We start from the raw sequence: 24,347 nt of genomic DNA on the forward strand, positions 1-24,347 counted from the left end.
GTCCTTTTCAGCGGCTGTCATGGGATTTGGCGCGGTTGCCTGTGGTCTTTTTTCTGTCGCTAATGTCTTGTTTTATTTATTCGGAAATATTAAATATTTTGCATTGTTGAGTGTGTGACAGGTTTGTTTGAAGTGGCAGTAGTTTAATGTTTGCTCGTGGTGTGTTAAGTAACTTTTGGTGTCGTTAGAGTGTGTTGTTAAGTTTTTTTGTTTCTGCTTTATTGAAATTAATTGAATTTCTTCCTGTTTGAGCTTGCCTGTTTCAAGGCGTAGTTTTCAACTTCCAGGCCAAGACTTTAGATGCCCTGTTGTTTGAGTGTCTGTGCTTATTGGCTGGCCTATTCGTTGATAATTAAACCGAAACAGTAAACGGGATACGCATGCACGATATTGAACGCCGAAACAAGGATGGTTATGTTGATTTTGTCAGTCTTTTCAAACTGGCGGATCTTGAACGCGGATTGTCGTCGCATAAAGACAGTCCATACTACGAGGAACTATTGCGTTATTACTTTGCCTGTGTGGGGTTGCTGGAGTCGCCAAGACTGCTGGAACCGTTAGGGTTATTCAAACACACGCTGACACTGTTGCTGGGCAACAAGCGAGTCAAACGCAATCTTGATTCGCAGACGCCGGGCAATGCTGACGACACCGCGATGCAACTATCGCAGATACATGACGAAGTCGAACGGTATGAGTCGCGTCTTCGGTTCAGTGTGGAGCAGATGAACACAGTGGCGACGGAAGTTCCCAAGGTGTTGCATTTTGTCTGGCTCGGTGGCGGTCTCGGCGCCATTCAGCGCGATTACCTCAACCTATGGAAACAGGTGTTGGCCGAGCATGGCTACACCCTCAATCTCTGGTATGACAGTGATGCGCTGCTGGCATATCAAACCAACAAACTGATTGTCGACGCCGCCAAGGCGCATGCCCTGACGCAGGTCGCAGACAAAAGTATCTCCGAAGATGAACTGGCAACCCTGTACGAGGAGCGCGCTATTGTTCTGAAGCAACAGATGTACGCACACATCAATGCGGCAGTGGCAAACGGTGAATCAGCCGATGAGGCACGGATGGATTTGCTGACTCGGGCCTACGGCCAGGATGCGGCGAAGCTGCAAGCGTTGAAGGAAAGCAATCACCGCAGTGTGCAGGACATGAACGGTTTCCAATTGCGCGATCTTGATGCGGCCGAGGTGCCGTTGCAATTACAGGGCATCTACGAACAGGAAATGCGATTACGCGGCAATCTGGCGGCGGCGTCCGATGTGGTGCGTGTTGAAGTTCTGTTTGGCGAAGGTGGCATCTATGCCGATGTGGATAACCTGCCGCCGTTATCGAGAACGCTGGGCGGAGTCGATATCCACGGTTTGGGTTCCGATGCGCATTTGGGGATTTTGCAGTTATTGCTCAATGACAATCCTGAATGGATGCCTGGGCGTCGGGCATCCTCCAGTTACATCGAGACGATTCCCCCTGAGCATTTGCCGGCACTGGAGGCTTTTGTAAAAAGCCGGCCGGGCCTGAGTGAGGTATTTCAGCCACCGGCAGATCGGTTGGCCCGACCCTTTATGCTGCGAGCGGCGTCGGAAGGCAGTTCGATAACGAATGCATTTCTGATGGCGCATCCCCGCTCGACGATTCTGCAAACCGTGCTCGAGCGTTTCCGGTTCAACTATGAGGTGATTGAGGCTTCGAACCGGTTGGCCGCCCGACGAGGCGTTGCTTTGAGCGATGTTGATGCCATGGCACCGCTGGTGCAGGAAGTGGTGGAAGGAACGTATGGGCCGCTGATTGAGCTGTCGATGGAAGAGGAAATATTTGCAGGGTTTCTGATCGATGCCATTGCGACCTACTTTCGCGACGGCATTCGGCTTCAGAGCGAAGGGACTATCTACCTGACCGGCCCTGGAGCCGTGCGTGATGGCATGGCCGATTACGCAAGAGCCCACTTTACCCCCTCGGTGGCTGAGGCCGTGCGCAAGGAGGCCGCCATTGCGCGCTACACGTCGGTCAACCGCGCGACCGAAGAAGAACTGGACCATTCCTGGAAGGACAATGAAACCGACCCTGATAAATGGGTCAGTAATGAGCAGAAACGCTGGCAGGAAGGCCAATACAAGACCCGTTACAGCGGCGATATCGCGCAATTGCTCAAAGGCCCGACGATTGAGTTCGAGCAGGGCTGGCCGGTGATCGAAGAGCGGCCGGTGCTGCTGACCCACGTGCTGGAGCGTTTGGTCGAAGGGCTGGGCGAGCCGTTCATGGCGGCGATGAGTCGGGGACACACTGGCGCTATCCGCTTCGAAGATCCACTGCCGCTGAGTTTTGATGATCGCCAGGCCATTCGTAATCAGCCCCTCGAATCGCAAGCCCCTGCTTTCCTGAACGATGGGAAAAGCCACAACCCGGGTGTCGATGAAGTGCTGAGCGACATCGCCAATGGCACCCGTCACTTCGTCGAGACGACCCCCTTGCAGAGGCTGTCGCTGGGGGTGTTGTTGGGGATGGACTCACTGCATAACCAACGCTTTGTGGAGTTCACCGGTGAGCTGGACAATCTGGCCAACAGCATGGTCGGGCAGGGCGCTTCAGGCCGTTACGCCGTCATTGAGCGGCAACTGTACAAGCGCGAGGCACCGGGATTCATCGCCAGTCTGAACAGTGATTCAGAACCGGCGCCGAGGGCGGCCGGCAGCGCACTTGAACTGAAAAAGGCTGCATTGACACAGGCGCGGACGGCGGGCCAGTGGGGGCGCCATGTGGCGCAAATCCAGCAAGTGGCGACCCTTGAACATCGCATGCAGATCGTCGAGAAGGTGGGGCAGATACTCGACGAGATCGAAGCCAGCAGCATCAAACTGGTTCCCCAGGATCTGCTACTGCGCAGCGGTGGCGAGGCGGTTGGCGGCCGGTGCTACCCGTTGGCCCTGGTGATGAGCGCGGCACTGCTGCAGGACGACGTGGCCTCTCGGCAGTTGCGTGAACGTTTCTATCTGTCCGCCATCGATCCCGAGCAAGCTGATTCGGCAACCTTCCTTCAAGCGCTGGAAGAGCTGCGGGATGTGCAATTGAACGATGTAGGGGCACCGCTTGACCGCGCGGACCTGGATCAGGTCACTGCCGCTCTCGAGCAACATGAAGGCAGCCGCGCACTGATGCTTAACTCCGACAATCATTCGATGCTGGTGGCCAAGACCGTAGAGGGCGATCACACCACTTATCATTTTTACGACCCCAACTTCGCGTTGTTCGAATTCGAACAACCGGCCATGTTCAAGCGGGCGCTGGAATACTTTTTTCTGAAGCAAGGCATGGCACGGCATTACGCGGCCTATGGTTCGCAAGCCCGGCCGGAGTTTGACCTGATTGACCTGCATGGGGAAAAGGTGTCTGACTTGAAGCTGTCTGCCGGATTTGCCGTGGAGCAGCTACTGAAGTCCGAACCGTTGCCGGGAGCACCGCTGCGTCCGATTCGCCAGCGCCTGAACAGTGCCCGTGGGCAATCGCTGGTCAACAATTGGCATCTGGGCAGCAGTTTGCTGGAGCTCGATAGCCACTGGTGGGGACAGCAGATCGCACACGCCAGCGTCGGTTTGCAGGAGTTGCATGCGTCGGTAACGCCGCTGGTGCCGTTGTTCGAAACGCTGGAAATTACGCCCGAGGGTAAATATCGGGTGAGTCTGATCAATCCGTCAGACCCGGAACACGAGGTTCAGGTGATCAGCGGCGATCACCGTCTGTTGCGGATCAAGAATTGGCTGTCGGAACAGTTTTCGACCCTGGCGCGTAAACCGGTCGAGACGGGCGGTGTCGTGGATCCGACCGAGATCGGCAGTGTTCACACCCTCAACGCAGGGTTCGCCATTCAGGCGTTGATGAACGCGTTGCGTGGACGGGAAGGGGAGGGCCGGACATTGACCACCGCCGTGCGCCTGCACGCTTACGTCAACTATGCCCAGTTGGTGCATGGCACTGTCGTGGATGTGGTTGGCCTGGTGCAGTTGGTTCGCACCGCGTTGAGAGAAGAGAAAATCATCGCTCGTACTTGCGCTCCGGTCGTCGGCGAAGCTTTGGGGCATGCAGCCGGTGAAGGCGTCGGCGCCGTATTGGGGCTGGCCAATGTCGGCTTTGATATTTATCAGTTGTCGACGGCGCAAAACGAAGTCGAGAAGGCCCAGTTCGGTACCCAATTGACATTCGATACCGCCAGCCTGGCGCTCACGGCAGGTGGTATCGGTGCAGGACTGGCCGGCGCATCGACCGCCGCTGCGGTGCTCGGTGGCGCCGGGGTGATTCTTGGTGGCCTGGCCATTGGTGTTGCTGCACTGGCCCAAGGGTTTGCCAGCATCTTGCGAGACGCCGAGGAGGTCGGCAAGTTCTTCGACGACATGGATCGGGGGTATCGCTCGCACGGCTACCGGTTCGATCACACCGTTGGCGCCTGGGTCGTGCGGCCTTCGCTGATCGTCCAGCGCATAGATCTGGGTGCTGGCAAGTTGCTGCTCGACAGCCCGAAGCTGTTTCCACTGCACGACCACTTTGGAGTGCCGGGTTTCGATGTTGATTACACGCGAGCGATCAATATCCGCCAGGAATTGAACCTGCCCGGTCAAAAAGAATTTGCACCGCCCACAGGGCAAGCCATTGTGCTGCCATGCACACCGCAAACCTTTTACGGCTATGAGTACAAGGCGCTGCCGTTCGCCTCCGCATTTCACGACCCTGGTTTTGACACGGCCCGGCGCCTTGAAAAAAAGCAAGCGGATGGTCAGCGGCTATTTCTGTTTACGTTCTATTCCTTTCCGTCGCATTACATCCTCCACCGCCTGAATCCGGTGTATCGCGAAACAGTCATCGAGGTGCAACTGGATGCGGTGGATCGTTCACTGGTGGTCCCCGTTTTGCCGGATGCCTGGCACGGCAAGCTGTCGTATGAGCTGACAGGCGCGGGGGGGAGCTGTTCATTGATGCTCAATCCCGGTGCAAGTATCCGTCTTGTCTCTCCAAGCCTGAAGCAATGCCGCTGGGTGTTGCAGGCAAGCTGGGCGAGTGAAAGTGACATCCGCATCGAGCCTTACGGCGAACTGTACATCGGTACTGTCCATGTGAAAATTTCCGGCAAAGGTCGTCATGAGGTGCTGATCCAGGTGGCGGATAAACAGTCGTTCAGCGTTGACCCTGGCAAACGCCAATTGGACATTCTCCAGCAGACAGCGCCTGAAGGACTCGATGAACAGGCATTGCTGGCGCACTACAAAGGCCTCGCGCAGGAGCATCGACTGGTATTGCCGTACACGCAGATCCATCGTTACCTGATTCCGTACGAGGCGCCGGACGAGCCCCGTTACACCAATGCCTGGTATGACTGCGCTGAAGATCGTTTCCTGTATATCCGCAACGAGACCGTCCTTGAGGCCGACGAGGCGCAGCTGTCGATGGTGGTCGAGGGTTCTGCTTATTTCTACCAACCGGAGGGCCACCAGATCTGGCAAGTCGATGCCGCCACAGGCTTGCTCAAGAATCGCTATCGCTTACTGCTAGAGGACAGCAAAGGCTCCATTCGCAGTATCGAAGCGGATGCTCATGGTGTGATTCATGTCGTGCAGGAGTACGTCACGGGCAATCAGGCCGCCAGGCAGTACCGTTACCTGATTCATGAAGGTCGATTGCTGTTGAGTTCCGTGACTCACGATATGGCGCGGGAACTGCAGGCGTTGGTGTTTGCCAGCGAAACGCTGGCCGACTGGTCATCGGTGTTCGGCAAGTATGTGTCTTTCAATCCTGTTCCTGAGCGGGACGGTTTCACAACGGTCGACTGGCAGCCGGCGCCTTACGTTTCGATCTGTTGGAAGTTTGACCCGGATCGGCGAGACATGGCGTGGGTTCGCAGTCGCGATCAGTTGCTCATTCATCCGCTGCCCCGACCTCAACACACGCGTGGCTGGGCCGATTCGATCAAGCACCTGAACGATCTGATGCTGTTGCCGATGGCCGACGACAGCGACATATTCTTCATTTACGACCGGCTCGCCCAGACCCTTTGCCGACTGCAACGGACCGTGACAGAGGGCAAGGGGCAATGGACCCACCAATGGGTGCAGCCCGCCGGGCTCAAGCAGGTCGTGGCCGTCGAGAGCGGCTATGTGGCACTCGATGAGGAGGGGCTGTTTTTCAACCTGACCGCGCAAGGCGAGGTGCAGCTGGGCGGCCTGAGCGAGCAGTGGCTCAACGGCCGCGCCCAGTGGTGGCAGGCGCTGGAGCCGATTGCCGAGCGTTACCCAGGCAAAAATATTGCCATTGTCGGCCTGCGCAATTTCGCCGATAACGGCAACGTGGGTGCCTGGTATGTGAGTAACCGCCTGGTGCTGTGCGATCCGGGACTCGACAAGGAAATTCGCCTGCTTGGCGTTACCCCGGACAATCAGGCGGTCTGGCTGTTCGATCTGTCCAGCGGTGAAATCTGGAATCAGACGTTCATCGATCCGCAGCAACTTGATCAGGCATTCGGCACGGGCTCGCGATTGTTACTGGGCGACAGGTTGCCGGCTCATCAACCAGAGTGGGCGGATTGGCGTTTTGCCGACGTGACCATCGAGGGCGCCGGCTTGCGTGGGACAACCGTTGACGGCGTACTGCTCGAACTCCGCCATCAAGAGGTGGAGATCATCACTGGCGTCAGCCACGACTGGGTGAGCGCCCATGGCGAACACTTGATCGAAAGTCTCCAGGCGTTACTGGAAACGACGGAACATGCCGAATTTGTATCTGTGGAGTCCGAACCCGGCAGCTTGCAGTGGTATGCCGTCCAAAGCGCCCGGTTGATCCGGATTACCGGTAAGGATCTGCCCGCAGATTATTCGCTGCTGGGCACTCAAGGCCGGGTCAATGTGTTGCTGCATGAGGCCCGGGAAGGACGGGTGCGTGTGTATCCGGACAGGCGAAGCATCGGGCCGTTCGATTATGTCCAGCGCAACGCCGAAGTGCTGGTTGTCGAAGGAGAAAAGACCCTGGGTGATCTCCTGCCGCTGATTCCCGATGACGTCAATACGTTGATTCTGCGATTGGGGCAGGGTGCCGTGACTTATCACCTGACGAAGGCTGTCTGGCTGAGGCTCGACTCAGTCATCGTCGACTGCCGGCACGCACTGGGTGAAGTGCCGGCCATTCCAGGCAAATTGATCTGGGCCTTCGATGATCCGCAAAGATTGCTGTTCGAGATTGTTCAGGAACATCTGGTCATCGTTGACCCGGACAGTGAGCACAGTCTGATCTTCCGTGATGTGTGTTCCGTCGACCCGGCATTGCGCGGTGATGTATTCCTAGCGTTTGAAAAGCTGCAATCCCATCCGGTATCGATGTTCGTGGCGCGGTTGCGCGACAGGAAAGAAAAAAACGGCAGTGCAACGCTGCAGGAGTTGTTGGCGGAGCCGGCAGTCGCAGGATAAGCAGCGACTGGCGCCGGGTTCATGAAAAAAGGCCGCGAACGATTCCGTTCGCGGCCTTTGACATGATGGGGTCGGTGTGGCGATCACCACGTTCACGGGATGACGGAGTTGTTCGCCTATCAGGGCACCAGATAGCCTTTTACGCCGGTAAAGATGATCTGTGCTGCCAGCGCACAGACAAAAAGTCCCATCAAGCGACTGACGATTTGCAGGCCCTGATCGCCAAGAATCCGCTCGATACGGTTCGACAAGTAAAGCACCACCCCCACCGTGAAACTGGCCAGGGCAATGCTGAGGATCGCGGTGAGTTTGTCGTCCCAGTGCGGTTGGCTGACACCCATCACCAACAGCGCACCGATGGTGCCCGGGCCGACGGTCAGGGGGATGGTCAGCGGGACGATGGTCACGTCTTGCTGCACGTTGTCGGTTTGCACCACCGACTTACCCTGGGCCATGCCCAGCGCCGAGATGAATAGCACGCTGCCGGCGCCGATGCGAAATGCATCCACGGTAATGCCGAACACGTCAAATATCACCCTCCCGAACAGGTACAGCAAGACGCTGGAAACCAGTGTGGCAATTGCCACTTTCCAGGCCAGGCGACGTTGTTCCTTGCGCGAATAACCGCGGCTCAGACTGATGAAACAGGACAACACGAAGAACGGGCTGTAGAGCACCAGCATCTTCAGATAAACGCTGAATAACACGTGGAGCATAATGTCGGCTCGCGGCAGGAGATTGTTGGAGCGGAGTCTATCAGCCGGTTTAGAAAGTTGTCGGCGCGCGACGGGAGATTGCTCAGAACGTCGAAGCCGTACGATTCTGATGATCGCGCTGGGCAACCCAATGCTCGATCAGGTCGCGCAACTGCGACAGCTCGACCGGTTTGGCCATGTGCCCGTCCATGCCGGCCTGACGCGCGCGCTCTTTGTGCTCGGCGAGGATGTGCGCGGTCAACGCCACCACGGGGGTGCGAATCCGCTGGTTGCCGACTTCCCAGGCACGCAATTGCTGGGTGGCGGAGAAGCCGTCAAGGATTGGCATTTCGCAGTCCATCAGCACCAGGTCGTAACGCTGGGCCTTCATTGCCACCAAGGCTTCTTCGCCATTGCTGGCGGTATCCGGTTGCAGGTTGAGCTTGCCCAGCATGCCGCGGATGACCTTGGTCGAGATGCTGTTGTCTTCGGCCACCAGGATGCGGAAGTCGCTGGGCACCTTGACCGGAAGGGTAGGGCCGGTGGGCAGGTGCTGCGAGGTCGCCGGGCCGTTGTTGCGCTGGTTCAGTTCGTCCGCCAGGGTGGTCTTGAGGGTGTAGCCGGCCACTGGCTTGGCGAGGATGCGCTTGATCCCGGAGTTGCGCGCGATGATCTTGCTCGGCGCGTTGCTGATGCCGGTGAGCATGATCAGCAGAATGTCGTGGTTCAGGCTCGGGTCTTCCTTGATCTTGGCGGCCAGTTGCATGCCGGTCATACCGGGCATGTTCTGGTCCAGCAGGACCACGTCGAAATAATCGCGCAGGTGGGCCTTGGTGCGCAGCAGCGCCAGGGCCTCCTTGCCGGACGGTACGGCGCTGACGTTCAGGCCCCAGGCGCTGCACTGCTGCACCAGCACCTTGCGACAGGTGTCGTTGTCGTCCACGACCAGTACGCGTGCGCCTTGCAACGGACTGTCCAGGTCCGAGGTCGGATGCTCGAGACGGTCCGGGTCCAGTGGCAGGGTCAGCCACAATGTGCTGCCTTGGTTGGCGCCGCTCTTGATGCCGAATTCGCCCTGCATCAAACGGATCAGCTGACGGGCAATCACCAGCCCCAGATTGCCCCCCAGGCTGGTGGCCGAGAGGAAATGCTTGCTGTGCAGCTCGGCGTGCATCAGTGCGTCGCGCTCTTCAGCCTCCATCGGCTGGCCGCTGTCCTGCACGGCGATGCGCAGCCGCGGTTTGGCGCTGCGTTCATCCAGGGCGACAACGATCAGAATCTCGCCTTCGTCGGTTTTCTTCAGGGCGTTTTCCAGCAGGCTCAGCAGGGTCTGGCGCAGGCGCGTCGGATCGCCGCTGATGACGCGCGGTACCTGTGGCTGGATAAAGCTGATCAGCTCGATGTTCTGTTGTTCGGCCTTGGCGCGGAAGATGCTCAGGCAGTCTTCGATCAGGGCATTGAGGTCGAACTGCACATCGTCCAGCTCGATCTGTCCGGACTCGAGCTTGGAGATGTCGAGAATTTCGTTGATCAGTGTCAGCAGTTCGTTGCCGGCGCTATGGATGGTTTGCACATAGTCGCGCTGCTTGACCGACAGCGGTGTGCCCAGCAGCAGTTCGGTCATGCCCAGCACACCATTCATCGGGGTGCGGATTTCGTGGCTGATTTTCGCCAGGAATTCAGCTTTGGCGTTTATTTCGGCATTGCTGGCAGCCAGGTCGCGACTGACGCTGAAACGGTCTTCGGTGATGCTACGCTGTCGCTCGCCCAGGGCCACACTCATCAACAGGCCACTGATACAGATAAACACCAGCAGGGTGATGATCAGGCCTTGCGGGGCGACAAGGGTCAGCCCCTGCAGCGCCGGCAGGATAATCAACGTGCCAAGGTTGAACACCACCATGGCCGCCACGAACAGGCGAGCCGGGCGATAACCTTTTTGCCAGTGATGGGCGCTGACGAACAACATGCTCAGGCCGGCCAGGGCAACCAGTGCGTACGTGATCAGGTTCAGCGGCAGGGTGTTGACGAACAACAGCAGCAGGCCGCAGGCCACGATGAACAGGATGTCCCCCAGCAGCAGCTTGTTCAGCGGGTGCGGGCCGAGCGGGGCGAAAAAACGGTAGGCGAACATCAGGCCGCAAGGTGCGGTCAGCAGCAAGGCAAGATAGGCACCGGGTGTTTGTACGACGGACCAGTTCGGCAACCATGGTCGGGCCAGGTTCAGCAGCAGCACCAAGCTGAGCAGCAACAACCCTTCGCACGCTGCCAGCCAGAGGCTGCTGCGCGAGCGGGTGTAGGTGTAGCGGGTCAGGTTATGCAGGATCAGCATCCCGAGACAGCCAAAGAGCAGACCGTAGATCAACGTCTGGTTCTGAGTGGCTGCGCTCATGACCGCCGATTGCAGGGTGATGTAAGGCCGAAACTGGTGTTCGGAGACCAGTCGCATATAGACGTCGAGGGTTTTGTCGCTTTGCGGCAGCGGCAACATGAAGTCGTTGCCGGGCAGGGGGCGCTCAGCCTGAGGCTGCCCGGTGCCGGTATTCAATTGATCGATCAGCTGGTCGCCATCGAGCACATACAGATTGAGGTGCGACAGGTCGGGAGCGAACACCCTCAGCAACTGTTCGTGTTTGCCGGGTGCCAGCCTGAAACGCAGCCACAGCGCACCGTCAGGCCCGGCTGCGGTGAGGCGGTCGAGTTCAACGGGGCTGAATTGATTGGTGTAGCGGCCGGAGCGGATGTCGCTCAGCTGCAGATCGCCCTGTTCGTCGAGCAATACCGCCCAGCCACTGCCTTGCGAGGCCTGGGCCGGGAGCATGCAGAGCAAGGTCAGCAGAGTGACGGTGAAGCCTATGGCAATCCTGAGCCAGCGCACGGCGAAATCCCTTCGTAGGTTGATGCCAGAATATAACTATGCGCGGCGCCGGAATAGTCCGGCAAGGGCTGCAAGCCCTTGCCTGGCCGAATGGATGGCTTATTCCTGATTTTCGCCACGCTCGCGGGCAATGGCACGGTAGCCAATGTCCTTACGATAGAAGCAGCCTTCCCAGTCGATTTTAGCCGCCAGTTTGTAAGCCTGCTGCTGGGCTGTGTCGACGCTGGTGCCCATGGCGGTTGCGCACAGTACCCGACCACCGGCCGTCACCACCTGACCGTCCTTGAGTGCAGTGCCAGCGTGGAAGACTTTGCCTTCCAGTGCCGCGGCTGCATCCAGACCGTTGATGGCAACGCCTTTGGCGTAGTCACCCGGGTAACCGCCAGCGGCCAATACGATACCGACGCTCGGACGTGGATCCCACTGTGCTTCGACCTTGTCCAGCGCTTGCGCCAGGGCCGCTTCGACCAGCAACACCAGGCTCGACTGCAAACGCAGCATCACCGGTTGGGTCTCAGGATCGCCGAAACGGCAGTTGAACTCGATAACTTTTGGGTTACCAGCCTTGTCGATCATCAAGCCGGCATAGAGGAAACCGGTGTAAACATTGCCTTCCTCGGCCATGCCGCGCACGGTTGGCCAGATCACCAGGTCCATGACCCGCTGATGGACTTCGGCGGTGACGACCGGTGCCGGGGAGTAGGCGCCCATGCCGCCGGTGTTCGGACCGGTGTCGCCGTCGCCGACGCGTTTGTGGTCCTGGCTGGTGGCCATCGGCAGCACGTTCTTGCCGTCGACCATGACGATGAAGCTGGCTTCTTCGCCGTCCAGGAACTCCTCGATGACCACGCGGGAGCCGGCATCGCCAAACGCGTTGCCAGCGAGCATGTCGCGCACCGCGTCTTCAGCTTCAGCCAATGTCATGGCCACGATCACGCCTTTGCCGGCGGCCAGGCCATCGGCCTTGATCACGATCGGTGCGCCTTTTTCACGCAGATAAGCCAGGGCCGGCTCGATCTCGGTGAAGTTCTGGTAGTCGGCGGTCGGGATCTTGTGACGCGCCAGGAAATCCTTGGTGAAGGCTTTCGAACCTTCCAGTTGCGCGGCACCTGCGGTCGGGCCGAAGCAATCCAGGCCACGGGAGCGGAACAGGTCGACAACGCCTGCAACCAGCGGCACTTCCGGGCCGACGATGGTGAGGGAAACGTTTTTCTCCGCGAAATCTGCAAGCTGCTCGAGGGCCAGCACGTCGATGGCGACGTTCTCGCACTTGGCTTCAATGGCGGTGCCTGCGTTGCCCGGGGCAACGAACACTTTCTGCACGCGCGGATCCTGAGCCACTTTCCAGGCCAGGGCGTGTTCACGGCCACCGCTGCCAATGATCAAAACATTCATTTCAAAAACCTCGGATGACGCTAATTCTGTTTTGGAACCTAAAGCGCTTCACGCCGTAGGAGGTCGCAATGAAGCCGGTAGATGCAAGGCGGAGTCGACCTCGATGAGCGGAGTTGCCTTTTGGCAATGAGCATCATTGAGGTCGGCTCCAACGCAGCAGGTACCGGGTTCAGTGCGGCCGTTGTCTTATTAGTGACGGAAGTGGCGCATGCCGGTGAAGACCATGGCGATGCCGGCTTCATCAGCTGCCGCAATCACTTCGTTATCACGCATCGAGCCACCTGGCTGGATCACCGCAGTGATACCGACCTTGGCTGCGTTGTCGATGCCGTCGCGGAACGGGAAGAACGCATCCGACGCCATGACCGCGCCCTGCACTTGCAAGCCGGCATGTTCAGCCTTGATCGCGGCGATACGCGCGGAGTTCACGCGGCTCATCTGGCCGGCGCCGACACCGATGGTCTGACGGTTCTTGGCGTAGACGATGGCGTTGGACTTGACGTACTTGGCGACTTTCCAGGCGAAGATCAGGTCGTTGATTTCCTGCTCGGTTGGCGCGCGCTTGGTCACCACTTTCAGGTCTTCGCTGCCGATCATGCCGATGTCGCGGCTCTGTACCAGCAAACCGCCGTTGACGCGTTTGTAGTCCCAGGCTGGAACGCGGTCAGCCGACCACTCGCCGCAGGCCAGCAGGCGTACGTTGGCTTTGGCGGCCACGATGTCGCGGGCTTCTGTGCTGACGGATGGGGCGATGATCACTTCGACGAACTGACGCTCGACGATGGCCTTGGCGGTTTCAGCATCCAGCTCGCGGTTGAACGCGATGATGCCGCCGAACGCCGACTCGGTGTCGGTGGCGTAGGCCAGCTCGTAGGCTTGACGGATGCCGCCTTCGGCGTCCGGGCTCACGGCCACGCCGCACGGGTTGGCGTGCTTGACGATCACGCAGGCCGGCTTGACGAAGCTCTTCACGCATTCCAGCGCGGCGTCGGTGTCGGCCACGTTGTTGTACGACAGCTCTTTGCCTTGCAGTTGGGTCGCGGTGGCGATGCCGACTTCGGCAGGCTTGGCTTCAACGTAGAACGCCGCGCTCTGGTGCGGGTTCTCGCCGTAGCGCATTTCCTGAGCCTTGATGAACTGGCTGTTGAAGGTGCGCGGGAATTCGCTGCGGCCGGAGGTCGAGAGGGTTTCAGCCGCCTGGTTCACGGTGCCCATGTAGTTGGCGATCATGCCGTCGTAGGCGGCGGTGTGTTCGAAGGCCTTGAGCATCAGGTCGAAACGCTGAGCGTAGGTCAGGCCGCCGGCCTTGAGGCTTTCCAGAACGTTGGCGTAATCGCTGGCATTCACCACGATGGCCACGTCTTTGTGGTTTTTTGCCGCCGAACGGACCATGGTCGGGCCGCCGATGTCGATGTTCTCGATGGCAGTCGGCAGGTCGCAGCCTGGCTTGTTGATGGTGGCTTCGAACGGGTACAGGTTGACCGCTACCAGATCGATCGGCTTGATGCCGTGCTCGCTCATGATGGCGTCGTCGATACCGCGACGACCAAGGATCCCGCCGTGGATTTTCGGGTGCAGGGTTTTCACCCGGCCGTCCATCATTTCTGCGAAACCGGTGTAATCCGCGACTTCCACTGCGGCAACACCATTGTCGCGCAGCAGCTTGAACGTCCCGCCGGTGGAGAGGATCTCTACGCCCAGGGCTTCGAGCTCTTTGGCGAATTCAAGGATCCCGGTCTTGTCGGAAACGCTGATCAAGGCGCGGCGGATCGGCAGGCGGGTAGTCTGGTCGGTCATCTCAATTTCCATCAAAAGCAAAGGAGTCAGCAAAAAAGGCGACCGGTTTTACGTGGGCGCCTTTCTGGTTTGATTGAATGCTTACAGCAAATCGTACTGCTTGAGTTTCTTGCGCAGGGTGCCCCGGTTCAGTCCGAGCAGCTCACTGGCCTTGGTCTGGTTGCCCTTGACGTAGTTCATCACGCATTCGAGCAGGGGGGCCTCGACTTCGGAGAGCACCAGGTTGTACACATCCGTGACGGCAGCGCCCTCAAGGTGGGCGAAATAATTGTGCAGCGCCTTCTCGACACTCCCGCGAAGGGTCTGACCTTCTTCGCTCGGTGTATTGAGGTGCTGTTTCAAATTCACGTTGTCGCTCACGGGTGTTGTTCCACTCACTAAAGTCTCGGTCATCATCGTCATGCGGCCACCCCTTCTCCGTCCCCTGTCAGGCTCTTGTAACGTTCGGCGAAGAAGCCTCGAACGTAGGCGCATTGTGCTTCCGTATCTTCCAAACGATTGAAGTGGGCGCGAAACTCCCTGGCGCCCGGCAAGGTTGCGAGATACCAGCCCACATGCTTGCGAGCTATGCGCACGCCCATGACGTCGCCATAGAAGGCATGCAGCGCGGCCAGATGCTCAAGCAGAATACATTCCACCTCGATCAGTTCCGGTGCCGGGAGTTTTTCGCCGGTACGCAGATAATGGTCGATCTCACGAAAAATCCATGGCTGCCCCTGGGCAGCCCGACCCACCAACAGGCCATCGGCACCGGTCGCGTCGAGCACGTACCGGGCTTTCTCGGGCGAATCGATATCGCCATTGGCGAAGACCGGAATCGACACCGCCTGCTTGATCGCGGTAATGGTGTCGTACTCAGCTTCCCCGGTGTACAGGTCGGCACGCGTGCGGCCATGTACGGCCAACGCCGTGATGCCTGCCTGTTCGGCGATCTTCGCCACCGTCAGACCGTTCTTGTTCGCCCGGTCCCAGCCGGTGCGGATCTTCAGGGTGACCGGCACATCGACCGCAGCCACCACGGCCTGCAGGATCTCGGTCACCAATGCTTCATCTTTCAACAGTGCGGAGCCGGCAGCCTTGTTGCAGACCTTCTTCGCCGGACAGCCCATGTTGATGTCAATAATCTGTGCACCCAGTTCGACGTTGGCCCGGGCCGCATCCGCCAGCATCTGCGCATCTCCGCCGGCGATCTGTACCGAGCGGGGCTCGGGATCGCCTTCGTGGATCATGCGCATCCGCGATTTGCGGGTGTTCCACAAGCTCATGTCGCTGGTGACCATTTCCGAGACTACAAGTCCAGCGCCCAATCGTTTGCACAGCTGACGAAAGGGCTGGTCGGTGACGCCCGCCATGGGGGCGAGGATCAAGCCGTTGTGCAATGTATATGGACCGATGCGTACCGCCGACATAGGACTTCCCTGTTGTGGGGCCGGATCATGAGAGTTCGAAAAAGGGTTGGCATGATACCCGCTCTCGATGACTGGATAAAGGCTGAATTGAACAAAATCTGAACAACTAATTCGTTATCGCCAGCGGTTTGGTTTGAACGGTCAAAGTCAGGAAACCGCCGTCAAGCCTGCAACGCTTGAGTGTTTCACTCGGGCGAATGGAAGCTCAGGCTGTAGTTCACCGCTTTGGGGCCTGGGTCGAGAATGTCCAGCGCGATGTGGATCGGCGTTTGCGGCGGCATTTCGGCCAGGCCTTCGAGATCGCCGTTGAGGTACTCGCCGGGCTTGAAGCGACGACTGGCGATCAGGTGGCCGTTGAGGTCGGCAAAGCGCAGCTCCAGCAGCGGGAACGGCTGGGAGAAGGGCGCACGGTTATAAATGATGGCATCGACCACCAGCGCCCCGTTGAAGTCCGGGTGGCTGCGGACCACCAGATTGCTGCTTTTGACTTTCGCGATGTCGACCTTGGACGGCACTGTGCAACCGATGTGCGGGCAGAGTTGCTGGAACCACGGACGATACTGGTCCTGGCGCGCCAGTTCGTCGAAGTGGTAGGCGACGTACTGGCCAACGAGGCCGGCGGCGCCGAGCAGGATCAGCAGCAGCCAGAAAAAGCGCCGACCCCAGGGGGAGCGGCGTTTTTGCCAATCCAGTTGCAGCGGGTCGTCGGTCAGGTCCTGCAGCACTTCAGCGCGCATGGCCGGTTCGCTGCGTTCGCGTCGCTTGCGCAGGGGCTCGACGGAGGGCAGGTCATCGTCGATCTCGTCGTCATCGGTTTTCGCCGACAGGCTGCCAAAAGGGATCGGGGCGTCGAGCGGGTCGTGCAGGCGCAGCTGCTGTATCTCGGGCTCATCGTCCAGCGGCACGGGCTCCATGGACAGCGAAGGCTCGGTGCGCGAGTGTTTGCTTGGCTCGATCGTCGGTTCGACCATCGGTGATGGCGTCTGCGCGTCGGCGGCTTGCGCACGATCGGCGGCCGACTCACTGAAGAGACTGTCGGGCCAAGGGGCTTCGTCGTGTTCGGTGCTGTCGCGACGAGCACTGAGGCTGTCTTCGCGGGGGTGACCGAACTCCGTCGTCGGCTGGATTTCCCGCTGTTCGAGCCGGGCGAGCTCTTCGTCCAGGTCCAGGCTGTCCAGGTCCATCTCGGCCGCGGTCCATTGCTTTTGGCTGATGGCCCGCTGCACGGGCGGTTCTACGGGCGCCGATGCAGCCGGTTTTACCGCTTCCTTGCCGGCCCGTTGCTCAAGCAACTGCCTGGCGGCGTTGAACACCTGCAAGCACGAGCCGCAACGAACCACCCCACGGGCCACGCTCAACTGAGCGTGGCTGACGCGGAAGCTGGTTTGGCAATGCGGGCATTGGGTGACGAAGCTATCGGTCATGCGGCAATCCGGTTTATGCAGGCGCTCATTCTAGCGCCGACGGCCAGTGATGCGTACCCAGCCGTCGCGATTGGCGATCGGATCCAGATCGAAGTCCCGGGCATAGGCAGCGGCAACCTCTTCGCCCTGTTCGGCGAGGATGCCCGACAGTGCCAGGCGACCGCCGGGCTTGACCAGGCTGGACAGTTGCTGCGCCAGGGAAACCAGCGGGCCGGCGAGGATATTGGCGACCAGTACGTCGGCTTGAACCTGCGGCAAATCTTCCGGCAGATAGAGCGGGAACAGCTCGTCGGCAATGTTGTTGCGTCCGGCGTTGTCGCGGGAGGCCTCCAGGGCTTGCACATCGATATCGGTGCCGACGGCTTGTTTGGCGCCCAGCAACAGGGCGGCAATCGCCAGAATCCCCGAGCCGCAGCCGAAATCCAGCACGTTGCAGTCTTTCAGGTCCTGGCCATCGAGCCATTCCAGGCACAGCGCGGTGGTCGGGTGAGTGCCGGTGCCGAACGCCAGGCCCGGGTCCAGCAGCAGGTTCACCGCGTCAGGCTCAGGGGCGGCGTGCCAGCTCGGGACAATCCACAGGCGCTGGCCGAAGCGCATCGGCTGGAAGCCATCCATCCAGCTGCGTTCCCAGTCCTGGTCTTCGATCACTTCGCTGTGATGCTCGGGCAGCGGGCTGCCGGTCAGCAACTCCAGGTGGGCCAGCACGCTGGCGGCGTCAGTGCCGCCTTCGAACAAGGCCAGCAGGTGTGTGTGCGACCACAGCGGGGTGGTGTTGAGTTCCGGCTCGAAGATCGGCTGATCTTCGGCGTCCATGAAGGTCACCGATACGGCGCCCACTTCAAGGAAAGCGTCTTCGTAGGTTTCGGCTTGTTCTGGGCTGATGGCGAGACGGACTTGCAGCCAAGGCATGGCGGGCACCTTTGAAAAATATAGATTGCAGCCTAGCGGGCTGCGAGAAGCGCGCAAGTTTACGCGAGCGCGCGGCAGAAGACGACCGGGTTGCCATCCAATAGCGGAGACGTCGGTCTCTGTGGCGAGGGAGCTTGCTCCCGCTGGAGCGCGAAGCGGTCCCAAAATGGCAGATACGGCTCTGTCTGACACAACTCGGATGAATGGTCTTGCGGCTGCTGCGCAACCGAGCGGGAGCAAGCTCCCTCGCCACAAGGTTTCCGGGCGGCATCTCCAGAAACAACAAAGCCGCCCGAAGGCGGCCTTGTCATGTTCCGGCTGAAGCTTAGTGCTTCTCGCCAGCCAGCTTGTGCTCGAGGTAGTGAATGTTCACCCCCCCTTTGCAGAAGCCTTCGTCACGGGTCAGATCACGGTGCAGCGGGATGTTGGTCTTGATCCCGTCGACAACGATCTCGTCCAGCGCATTACGCATGCGCGCCATGGCTTCGTCACGGGTTGCGCCGTAGGTGATCAGCTTGCCGATCAACGAGTCGTAGTTCGGCGGAACGGCATAGCCACTGTACAGGTGCGAATCGACGCGAACGCCGTTGCCGCCTGGTGCGTGGAAATGCTTGACCGTGCCTGGGCTCGGCATGAACGTTTTCGGGTCTTCGGCGTTGATCCGGCATTCCAGCGCGTGACCGCGGATGACCACGTCATCCTGGGTGAACGACAGCTTGTTGCCGGCGGCGATGCTGAGCATCTCCTTGACGATGTCGATGCCGGTGACCATTTCCGATACCGGGTGCTCTACCTGGACACGAGTGTTCATCTCGATGAAGTAGAAGCGGCCGTTCTCGTACAGGAACTCGAAAGTGCCGGCGCCACGGTAGCCGATGTCGATGCAAGCCTTGACGCAACGGGCGAGGACTTCCTCGCGCGCGTTCTCGTCGATACCCGGTGCCGGCGCTTCTTCGAGAACCTTCTGGTGACGACGTTGCAGCGAGCAGTCGCGGTCGCCCAGATGGATGGCGTGGCCCTGACCGTCGGAAAGCACCTGAACTTCCACGTGACGTGGGTTGGTCAGGAATTTTTCCAGATAGACCATCGGGTTGCCGAACGCTGCGCCCGCTTCGGAGCGGGTCAGTTTCGCCGAGGAGATCAGGTCTTCTTCTTTGTGCACCACGCGCATGCCACGACCACCACCGCCGCCAGCGGCTTTGATGATCACCGGATAACCGACTTCGCGACCAATGCGCAGAGCGGTTTCTTCGTCTTCAGGCAGTGGGCCGTCGGAGCCCGGAACGGTTGGAACGCCAGCGGCGATCATGGCGTGCTTGGCCGATACCTTGTCGCCCATCAGGCGGATGGTATCGGCTTTCGGGCCAATGAACGCGAAACCGGAGTTCTCGACCTGTTCGGCAAAGTCGGCGTTTTCCGCAAGGAAGCCGTAGCCTGGGTGAATGGCGGTAGCGCCGGTCACTTCAGCAGCGGCGATGATGGCCGGAATGTGCAGGTAGGAGTGAGCGGCGGAGGCCGGACCGATGCAGACGGATTCGTCTGCCAGGCCCAGGTGCATCAGCTCTTTGTCGGCCTTGGAGTAAACGGCGACGGTCTTGATGCCCATTTCCTTGCAGGCACGCAGAATCCGCAGGGCGATCTCACCGCGGTTGGCGATCAGAACTTTTTCCAACTTCGCAGTCATCAAAGGCTCTCCGCGATTCAAACGATGGTGAACAGCGGTTGGTCGTACTCAACCGGCTGGCCGTCTTCGACGAGGATGGATTCGATCACACCGCTGGCTTCAGCTTCGATGTGGTTCATCATCTTCATGGCTTCGACGATGCACAGGGTGTCGCCTTTCTTCACGGTCTGGCCAACTTCAACGAAGGATGGCGAGGACGGCGAAGATTTGCGATAGAACGTGCCGACCATCGGCGAACGGGCAACATTGCCGTTCAGCGTTGGAGCCGCTGGAGCCGCAGGCGCAGCGGCAGCAACCGGAGCGGCGGCAGCAACTGGAGCCGGTGCCGGCGCATGCATCGGAGCCGGTGCATAGTACTGCTGAGCCGGCGTCTTGCTGTGACGGCTGATGCGTACGGACTCTTCGCCTTCCTTGATCTCAAGCTCGTCGATGCCGGACTCTTCCAGCAATTCGATCAATTTCTTAACTTTACGGATATCCATGAATCATCAACTCCCAAGGGTCGGTCAGGGGCGTTTAACGCTTGTTGTTCAAGCCGTTGCCTGTCTTTCAAGCTGCTCTAGTGCGGCCTCCAGGGCCAGTCGATAACCGCTGGCGCCAAGGCCGCAGATCACTCCCACCGCTACATCGGAGAAGTAAGAGTGATGGCGGAAAGGTTCGCGTTTATGCACGTTAGACAAATGCACTTCGATGAATGGGATGCTCACCGCCAGCAGCGCGTCACGTAACGCGACACTTGTATGCGTAAAAGCTGCTGGATTGATCAGAATGAAGTCCACACCTTCGCCGCGAGCAGCGTGGATGCGGTCAATCAATTCGTACTCGGCGTTGCTTTGCAGGTAAAGCAAATGGTGGCCGGCATTGCGCGCCCGCTGTTCCAGGTCCTGGTTGATTTGTGCCAGGGTGGTTGCACCATAGACGCCCGGTTCCCGGGTGCCGAGCAGGTTCAGGTTAGGGCCGTGCAAAACCAATAGGGTCGCCATCTGCTGCTCCTTTGTGATCCGTGTGCAATTGTCAGAACCCGGCGACTATGCCGCAAAGACTTTGTGACTGTCCAGTTCTATGCAATAGGCAGCACGATGGCCGATGTTTGCGCGAAATATGTGACCGGGTGATTAAATCCGGTCATTTGCTTTCGCAACACGTTCGGCGAAGCCCGTGGCGTTTATCTCGCCGATCACTCGCACATCGGTGCGTTCGACGCCGTCCCTGCCGAAAAACATCAGCGCCGGAGGGCCGAACAGCTTGTAGCGGTCGAGCAGGGCGCGCTGTTCGGTGTTGCTGGCGGTGATGTCGAAACGGATCAGTCGATAGCCTTTGAGACGTTCGACGACGTTGGCATCGTTGAGCACTTCGTGTTCGATGACTTTGCAACTGATGCACCAGTCGGCGTACCAGTCGAGCAGCAGCGGCGTGCCGGAGGATTTGGCTTCGGCGAGGACGCGATCCAGTTCGGCTGGAGTGCTGATGGTTTGCCAGGTGCTGGCGATTGGCGCTTGCTGCTCGCTGCTGGCGACGAGGCGCGGCTGGCCAATGGGGTTGAATGGATCGGACTGACCGCTGAACGCGCCGTACCAACAGGCCAGTGCATAAAACAGCAGAAACATCCCCAGCAATTGCCCCAGGCGTTTTCTCGGCGGCTTATAGACAAACTCCAGCGCGCCCATGAACAAACCGACGCCACCGGCGAGCAAGCCGATCAACAGTAAAGTGATCTGGCCTGGCAATACTCGGCTGAGCAAACCGATCGCCAGCCCCAGCAAGAGCACACCAATCGCGTTTTTCACGTAGATCAGCCACGGCCCGCTTTTCGGCAACCAGGCCGCGCCGCCAGTCGCCACCAGCAACAGCGGTGCGCCCATGCCCAGGCCAAGCATGAACAGTTTCAATCCGCCGCCCAAGGCATCGCCGCTGGCGCTGATGTACAGCAGCGCACCGGCCAGGGGAGCCGAGACGCAGGGCGAAACCAGCAGGCTCGACACCACGCCCAGCACCGCCGCGCCCCACAGTGAGCCACCTTCGGTGCGCCCGGCGATCCGGTCCAGGCGGCTGCTGATGGCGTAGGGAAGTTTCAGTTCGAACACCCCGAACATCGCCAAGGCAAACACTGCGAAAAACATCGCGAACGGCACCAGCACCCAGGCCGATTGCAAGCGCGCCTGAAGATTAAGCTGTGCGCCGAACATGCCCATCAAGGCACCCAACAGGGCGAAGCAGATGGCCATCGGCAGCACATAAGCCAGCGACAGGTTGAAACCACGTAAACCGCCGATCTGCCCGCGCAGGACTACCCCGGAGAGGATCGGCAGCATCGGCAGCACACAGGGGGTGAAGGTCAGGCCGAGGCCTGCGAGGAAGAACAGCGCCAGTTCGCGCCAGCCCCAGGCTGTGGTCGTGGCACCGCTGCCATCAATACTCAGGCGCTCGGTCTCGGGCGGGTAGCACAGGCCTTTGTCGGCGCAGCCCTGATAGGTCACGGCCAGCGTAAAGGCGCGGGAATCGGTGCGTGGCAGCTCTACATCGAGAATGCCGTGGTAAACCTCGACATCGCCGAAGTATTCATCGTGCTTTTGTTCGCCCTTGGGCAGTAGAGCCGCACCGAGGCCAACGTCGGCCGGATCTGCGCGAAACTGGAAGCGATGGCGGTAGAGGTAGTAACCCTCGGTGGCGACGAAACGCAGCTTGATCGATTGCGGCGTACTTTCTACCAGGCTCAACTGAAAGGCTTCGCGTACCGGCAGAAAGTCGGCGCTGTTGTTGATCGAACCCAGGGTGGAACTGGGGCGACTGTCCAGCAACCCGGCGGCGGAGGCCGGGAGGGCGAGCACTAAAAACAGCAGGCAGAGCAAACGGCGCATGACAATCTCGCGTATTGGAGGTGCGGGCATGATAGCGGACGATGGGCTGGTGTGCAGAATGGGGAATGGGTGGTGAACATGCCCGCGATGGCGATTTATCAGACGCGGAAGGCTTGAACGGCGGTATGCAACCGTCCGCCCAGCACCAGCAAATTCTCTCCTTGCTCCCGCCCCTCGCCGATGCGCAGCAAGTTATCCCCACCCAATTGATGAATCCGCTCACTGTGATCGCGGATTTCGCTGACTGCGCCGCTCTGCTGGGCAGTGACATCGGCGATGCGCACGGCGGTGTCGGAAATGGTCTGGATCGCTCCGACGATTTTATCCAGCGCACCGTCGGCGGCCTGGGCCTGGTTGGCCGTGGCTTCGGCGTGTTCGACCTGGGCGCGCATGCCTTCGACCGATTGTCGCGCGGCGGTTTGCAGGCCGGCGATCAGTGTCTGAATCTCGGCGGTGGCACCGGCGGTGCGCTGCGCCAGTGAACGAACCTCTTCGGCCACCACCGCAAATCCCCGGCCCATCTCCCCGGCGCGGGCCGCCTCGATGGCGGCATTCAGCGCCAGCAGGTTGGTCTGATCGGCAATCGAGCGAATCACCGTCAGCACGCCGCCGATGGTCGCCGACTCTTCGGCCAGATGTTCGATCATCTGCGCGTTGCCTTGCACTTCACCCACCAGCGCATGCAGCCCGGTGAGGCTCAGGCCGATGACCTTCTGACCATGCTCCACCGCCAGCCCTGCATGACGACTGGCGTCCGCGGCCTGGCTGGCATCACCGGCGACTTGTTGAATCGTTGCTTCGAGCTCACCGAGAGAGTCGCGGATCAGCGCGGTGTCGCCGGCCTGATGCTCGGCGCCGCTGTGCAGGTCATTGCTCAATTCGGCCAGCGTCCGGCTGCTGCCGGCGACTTGCTCGGCATTGAGGCGAATGGTCCCCACCAGGTCGACCAGATAGGCACGCAAGCGATTGAGCGAAGCTTGAATGTCATGCAGTTCGCGGTTGGTCGCACCCAGTTGAATGTCGCGACTGAAGTCGCCCTCGGCCCAGATCGAAAGGGCTGGCGCCAGATTGGTCAGGGTTCGGGCCAGGCGTCGCTGTAAGGTATCGATGAGCAAGGCGATCAGCAGAATCAGCCCGATCATCACGCCCTGCATCAGCCGCACTTCGCCCTGGATTTGCCCGTGCTGGGCGCGCACTACCGGTTCCAGCCCGGCGATGGCCTGCTGCACGGCGGTGATTTTCAAGTGAGTCGCGGCGCCGAGGTCGGCGCGTTTCTGGATCTGTTCGCGCGTACGTGCCAGTTCAGTCGGGTAGCGGGTGAGCAGGCTGTTGAGTTCGCGCTTGAGGCTGACGCCGGCGTCTTCGGCGACGGCTTTCTCGGTGTTCTCCAGGCCCATCATGGCGGAGAAGTCATCGGTGTTCGATTCACTGCTGGCAGTCACCCCCAGCAGCGGCAAGCTGTTCAATTGTTCAGCCTGAACGCGGATGCTGGCGACTTCGCGCTCGACATCGGCGGCCAGTTCACTGCGCCCGCTGCTGACCAGTTTGTCCCGGGCCAAAGACAACTTGCCCAGATGCTGGGAAGCTGCGAGCAAAGGCGTCAGGTACGCCGCGTTGCCGTTGGCGTACTGGCTGAGCTGATCGAGGCTGGCACCGAGCTCGCGTTCAGCTTGCAACAGCAGGGCTTGTGGATCGCCGGCAAGTTTGCCAGCGGCCAGCAGGTCCGTCTTGCTGAACTCCTCCAGATTCGACAGGCTGGGGTGCAAGGTATCGGCCAGGGACGGAGGTAATTCGCCGAGCTCCTTTTGCAGGTTGTCGATGGCCTGGCTGGCGCTGCTCAGACGCAGGGC

13 protein-coding genes and 1 pseudogene are annotated in these 24,347 nt (G+C 59.8%); 1 reads left to right on the plus strand and 13 read right to left on the minus strand.

Translation table 11 applies throughout. The annotated features are described in order from the left end of the window. The first annotated feature begins 380 nt into the window (after positions 1–380). On the plus strand, positions 381–7,448 hold the full coding sequence (locus tag PGR6_RS02940) for a TcdA/TcdB pore-forming domain-containing protein (RefSeq protein ID WP_064616058.1): 7,068 nt from the start codon (positions 381–383) through the stop codon (positions 7,446–7,448). Positions 7,449–7,567: 119 nt separating this feature from the next. Here the strand turns inward: PGR6_RS02940 and PGR6_RS02945 are convergent, their stop codons facing one another. The 13 genes and pseudogenes from PGR6_RS02945 to PGR6_RS30640 all read right to left on the minus strand — a co-directional run. Then, positions 7,568–8,164: a MarC family protein gene (locus PGR6_RS02945; protein WP_018928428.1), complete on the minus strand. Its 597-nt coding sequence runs from the start codon at positions 8,162–8,164 to the stop codon at positions 7,568–7,570. An 82-nt stretch (positions 8,165–8,246) separates the two neighbouring features. Then, positions 8,247–11,021 carry a hybrid sensor histidine kinase/response regulator gene (locus PGR6_RS02950; protein ID WP_018928427.1) on the minus strand — a complete coding sequence of 925 codons (2,775 nt, stop codon included), beginning with the start codon at positions 11,019–11,021 and terminating at the stop codon, positions 8,247–8,249. A 99-nt stretch (positions 11,022–11,120) separates the two neighbouring features. Next, positions 11,121–12,416 carry a phosphoribosylamine--glycine ligase gene (purD, locus tag PGR6_RS02955; RefSeq protein ID WP_064616059.1) on the minus strand — a complete coding sequence of 432 codons (1,296 nt, stop codon included), beginning with the start codon at positions 12,414–12,416 and terminating at the stop codon, positions 11,121–11,123. Between the two features lie 189 nt (positions 12,417–12,605). Further along, positions 12,606–14,213, minus strand: a complete 1,608-nt coding sequence (gene purH / locus PGR6_RS02960; protein ID WP_064616060.1) for a bifunctional phosphoribosylaminoimidazolecarboxamide formyltransferase/IMP cyclohydrolase — start codon at positions 14,211–14,213, stop codon at positions 12,606–12,608. A gap of 81 nt (positions 14,214–14,294) precedes the next feature. After that, on the minus strand, positions 14,295–14,615 hold the full coding sequence (fis, locus tag PGR6_RS02965) for a DNA-binding transcriptional regulator Fis (RefSeq protein WP_007907419.1): 321 nt from the start codon (positions 14,613–14,615) through the stop codon (positions 14,295–14,297). Further along, positions 14,612–15,622, minus strand: a complete 1,011-nt coding sequence (gene dusB / locus PGR6_RS02970) for a tRNA dihydrouridine synthase DusB (RefSeq protein WP_064616061.1) — start codon at positions 15,620–15,622, stop codon at positions 14,612–14,614. Before dusB ends, fis begins: the two co-directional genes overlap by 4 nt. A 185-nt stretch (positions 15,623–15,807) precedes the next feature. Continuing rightward, a complete protein-coding gene (locus PGR6_RS02975; RefSeq protein WP_064616062.1) occupies positions 15,808–17,046 on the minus strand; it encodes a DUF3426 domain-containing protein in 1,239 nt (412 codons plus the stop codon). Positions 17,047–17,076: 30 nt separating this feature from the next. After that, on the minus strand, positions 17,077–17,955 hold the full coding sequence (gene prmA / locus PGR6_RS02980) for a 50S ribosomal protein L11 methyltransferase (RefSeq protein WP_064616063.1): 879 nt from the start codon (positions 17,953–17,955) through the stop codon (positions 17,077–17,079). Positions 17,956–18,280: 325 nt separating this feature from the next. Beyond that, positions 18,281–19,639 (minus strand): acetyl-CoA carboxylase biotin carboxylase subunit, encoded by a 1,359-nt coding sequence (gene accC / locus PGR6_RS02985; protein ID WP_018928422.1) that lies wholly within the window; start codon positions 19,637–19,639, stop codon positions 18,281–18,283. Positions 19,640–19,656: 17 nt separating this feature from the next. Continuing rightward, on the minus strand, positions 19,657–20,121 hold the full coding sequence (gene accB / locus PGR6_RS02990) for an acetyl-CoA carboxylase biotin carboxyl carrier protein (protein WP_018928421.1): 465 nt from the start codon (positions 20,119–20,121) through the stop codon (positions 19,657–19,659). Positions 20,122–20,169: 48 nt separating this feature from the next. Next, the gene (gene aroQ / locus PGR6_RS02995; RefSeq protein WP_007937215.1) at positions 20,170–20,622 is read right to left on the minus strand and encodes a type II 3-dehydroquinate dehydratase; all 453 of its coding nucleotides are present in this window, start codon (positions 20,620–20,622) and stop codon (positions 20,170–20,172) included. 132 nt (positions 20,623–20,754) lie between these two features. Next, positions 20,755–22,497 (minus strand): protein-disulfide reductase DsbD, encoded by a 1,743-nt coding sequence (locus PGR6_RS03000; RefSeq protein ID WP_064616064.1) that lies wholly within the window; start codon positions 22,495–22,497, stop codon positions 20,755–20,757. A gap of 98 nt (positions 22,498–22,595) precedes the next feature. After that, a pseudogene (locus PGR6_RS30640) lies at positions 22,596–23,102 on the minus strand (methyl-accepting chemotaxis protein); the annotation flags it as partial. Positions 23,103–24,347: the final 1,245 nt, after the last annotated feature.

Source organism: Pseudomonas sp. GR 6-02 (genome assembly GCF_001655615.1).
Classification (GTDB): Bacteria; Pseudomonadota; Gammaproteobacteria; order Pseudomonadales; family Pseudomonadaceae; genus Aquipseudomonas.

Coding starts and splice junctions, on each gene's coding strand:
- PGR6_RS02975 (WP_064616062.1), bottom strand. CDS start 17,046: ATGACCGATAGCTTCGTCACCCAATGCCCGCATTGCCAAACCAGCTTC.
- dusB (WP_064616061.1), bottom strand. CDS start 15,622: ATGTCGGCGGTACGCATCGGTCCATATACATTGCACAACGGCTTGATC.
- accC (WP_018928422.1), bottom strand. CDS start 19,639: ATGACTGCGAAGTTGGAAAAAGTTCTGATCGCCAACCGCGGTGAGATC.
- fis (WP_007907419.1), bottom strand. CDS start 14,615: ATGACGATGATGACCGAGACTTTAGTGAGTGGAACAACACCCGTGAGC.
- PGR6_RS03000 (WP_064616064.1), bottom strand. CDS start 22,497: ATGCGCCGTTTGCTCTGCCTGCTGTTTTTAGTGCTCGCCCTCCCGGCC.
- purH (WP_064616060.1), bottom strand. CDS start 14,213: ATGACCGACCAGACTACCCGCCTGCCGATCCGCCGCGCCTTGATCAGC.
- PGR6_RS02945 (WP_018928428.1), bottom strand. CDS start 8,164: ATGCTCCACGTGTTATTCAGCGTTTATCTGAAGATGCTGGTGCTCTAC.
- aroQ (WP_007937215.1), bottom strand. CDS start 20,622: ATGGCGACCCTATTGGTTTTGCACGGCCCTAACCTGAACCTGCTCGGC.
- purD (WP_064616059.1), bottom strand. CDS start 12,416: ATGAATGTTTTGATCATTGGCAGCGGTGGCCGTGAACACGCCCTGGCC.
- PGR6_RS02940 (WP_064616058.1), top strand. CDS start 381: ATGCACGATATTGAACGCCGAAACAAGGATGGTTATGTTGATTTTGTC.
- prmA (WP_064616063.1), bottom strand. CDS start 17,955: ATGCCTTGGCTGCAAGTCCGTCTCGCCATCAGCCCAGAACAAGCCGAA.
- accB (WP_018928421.1), bottom strand. CDS start 20,121: ATGGATATCCGTAAAGTTAAGAAATTGATCGAATTGCTGGAAGAGTCC.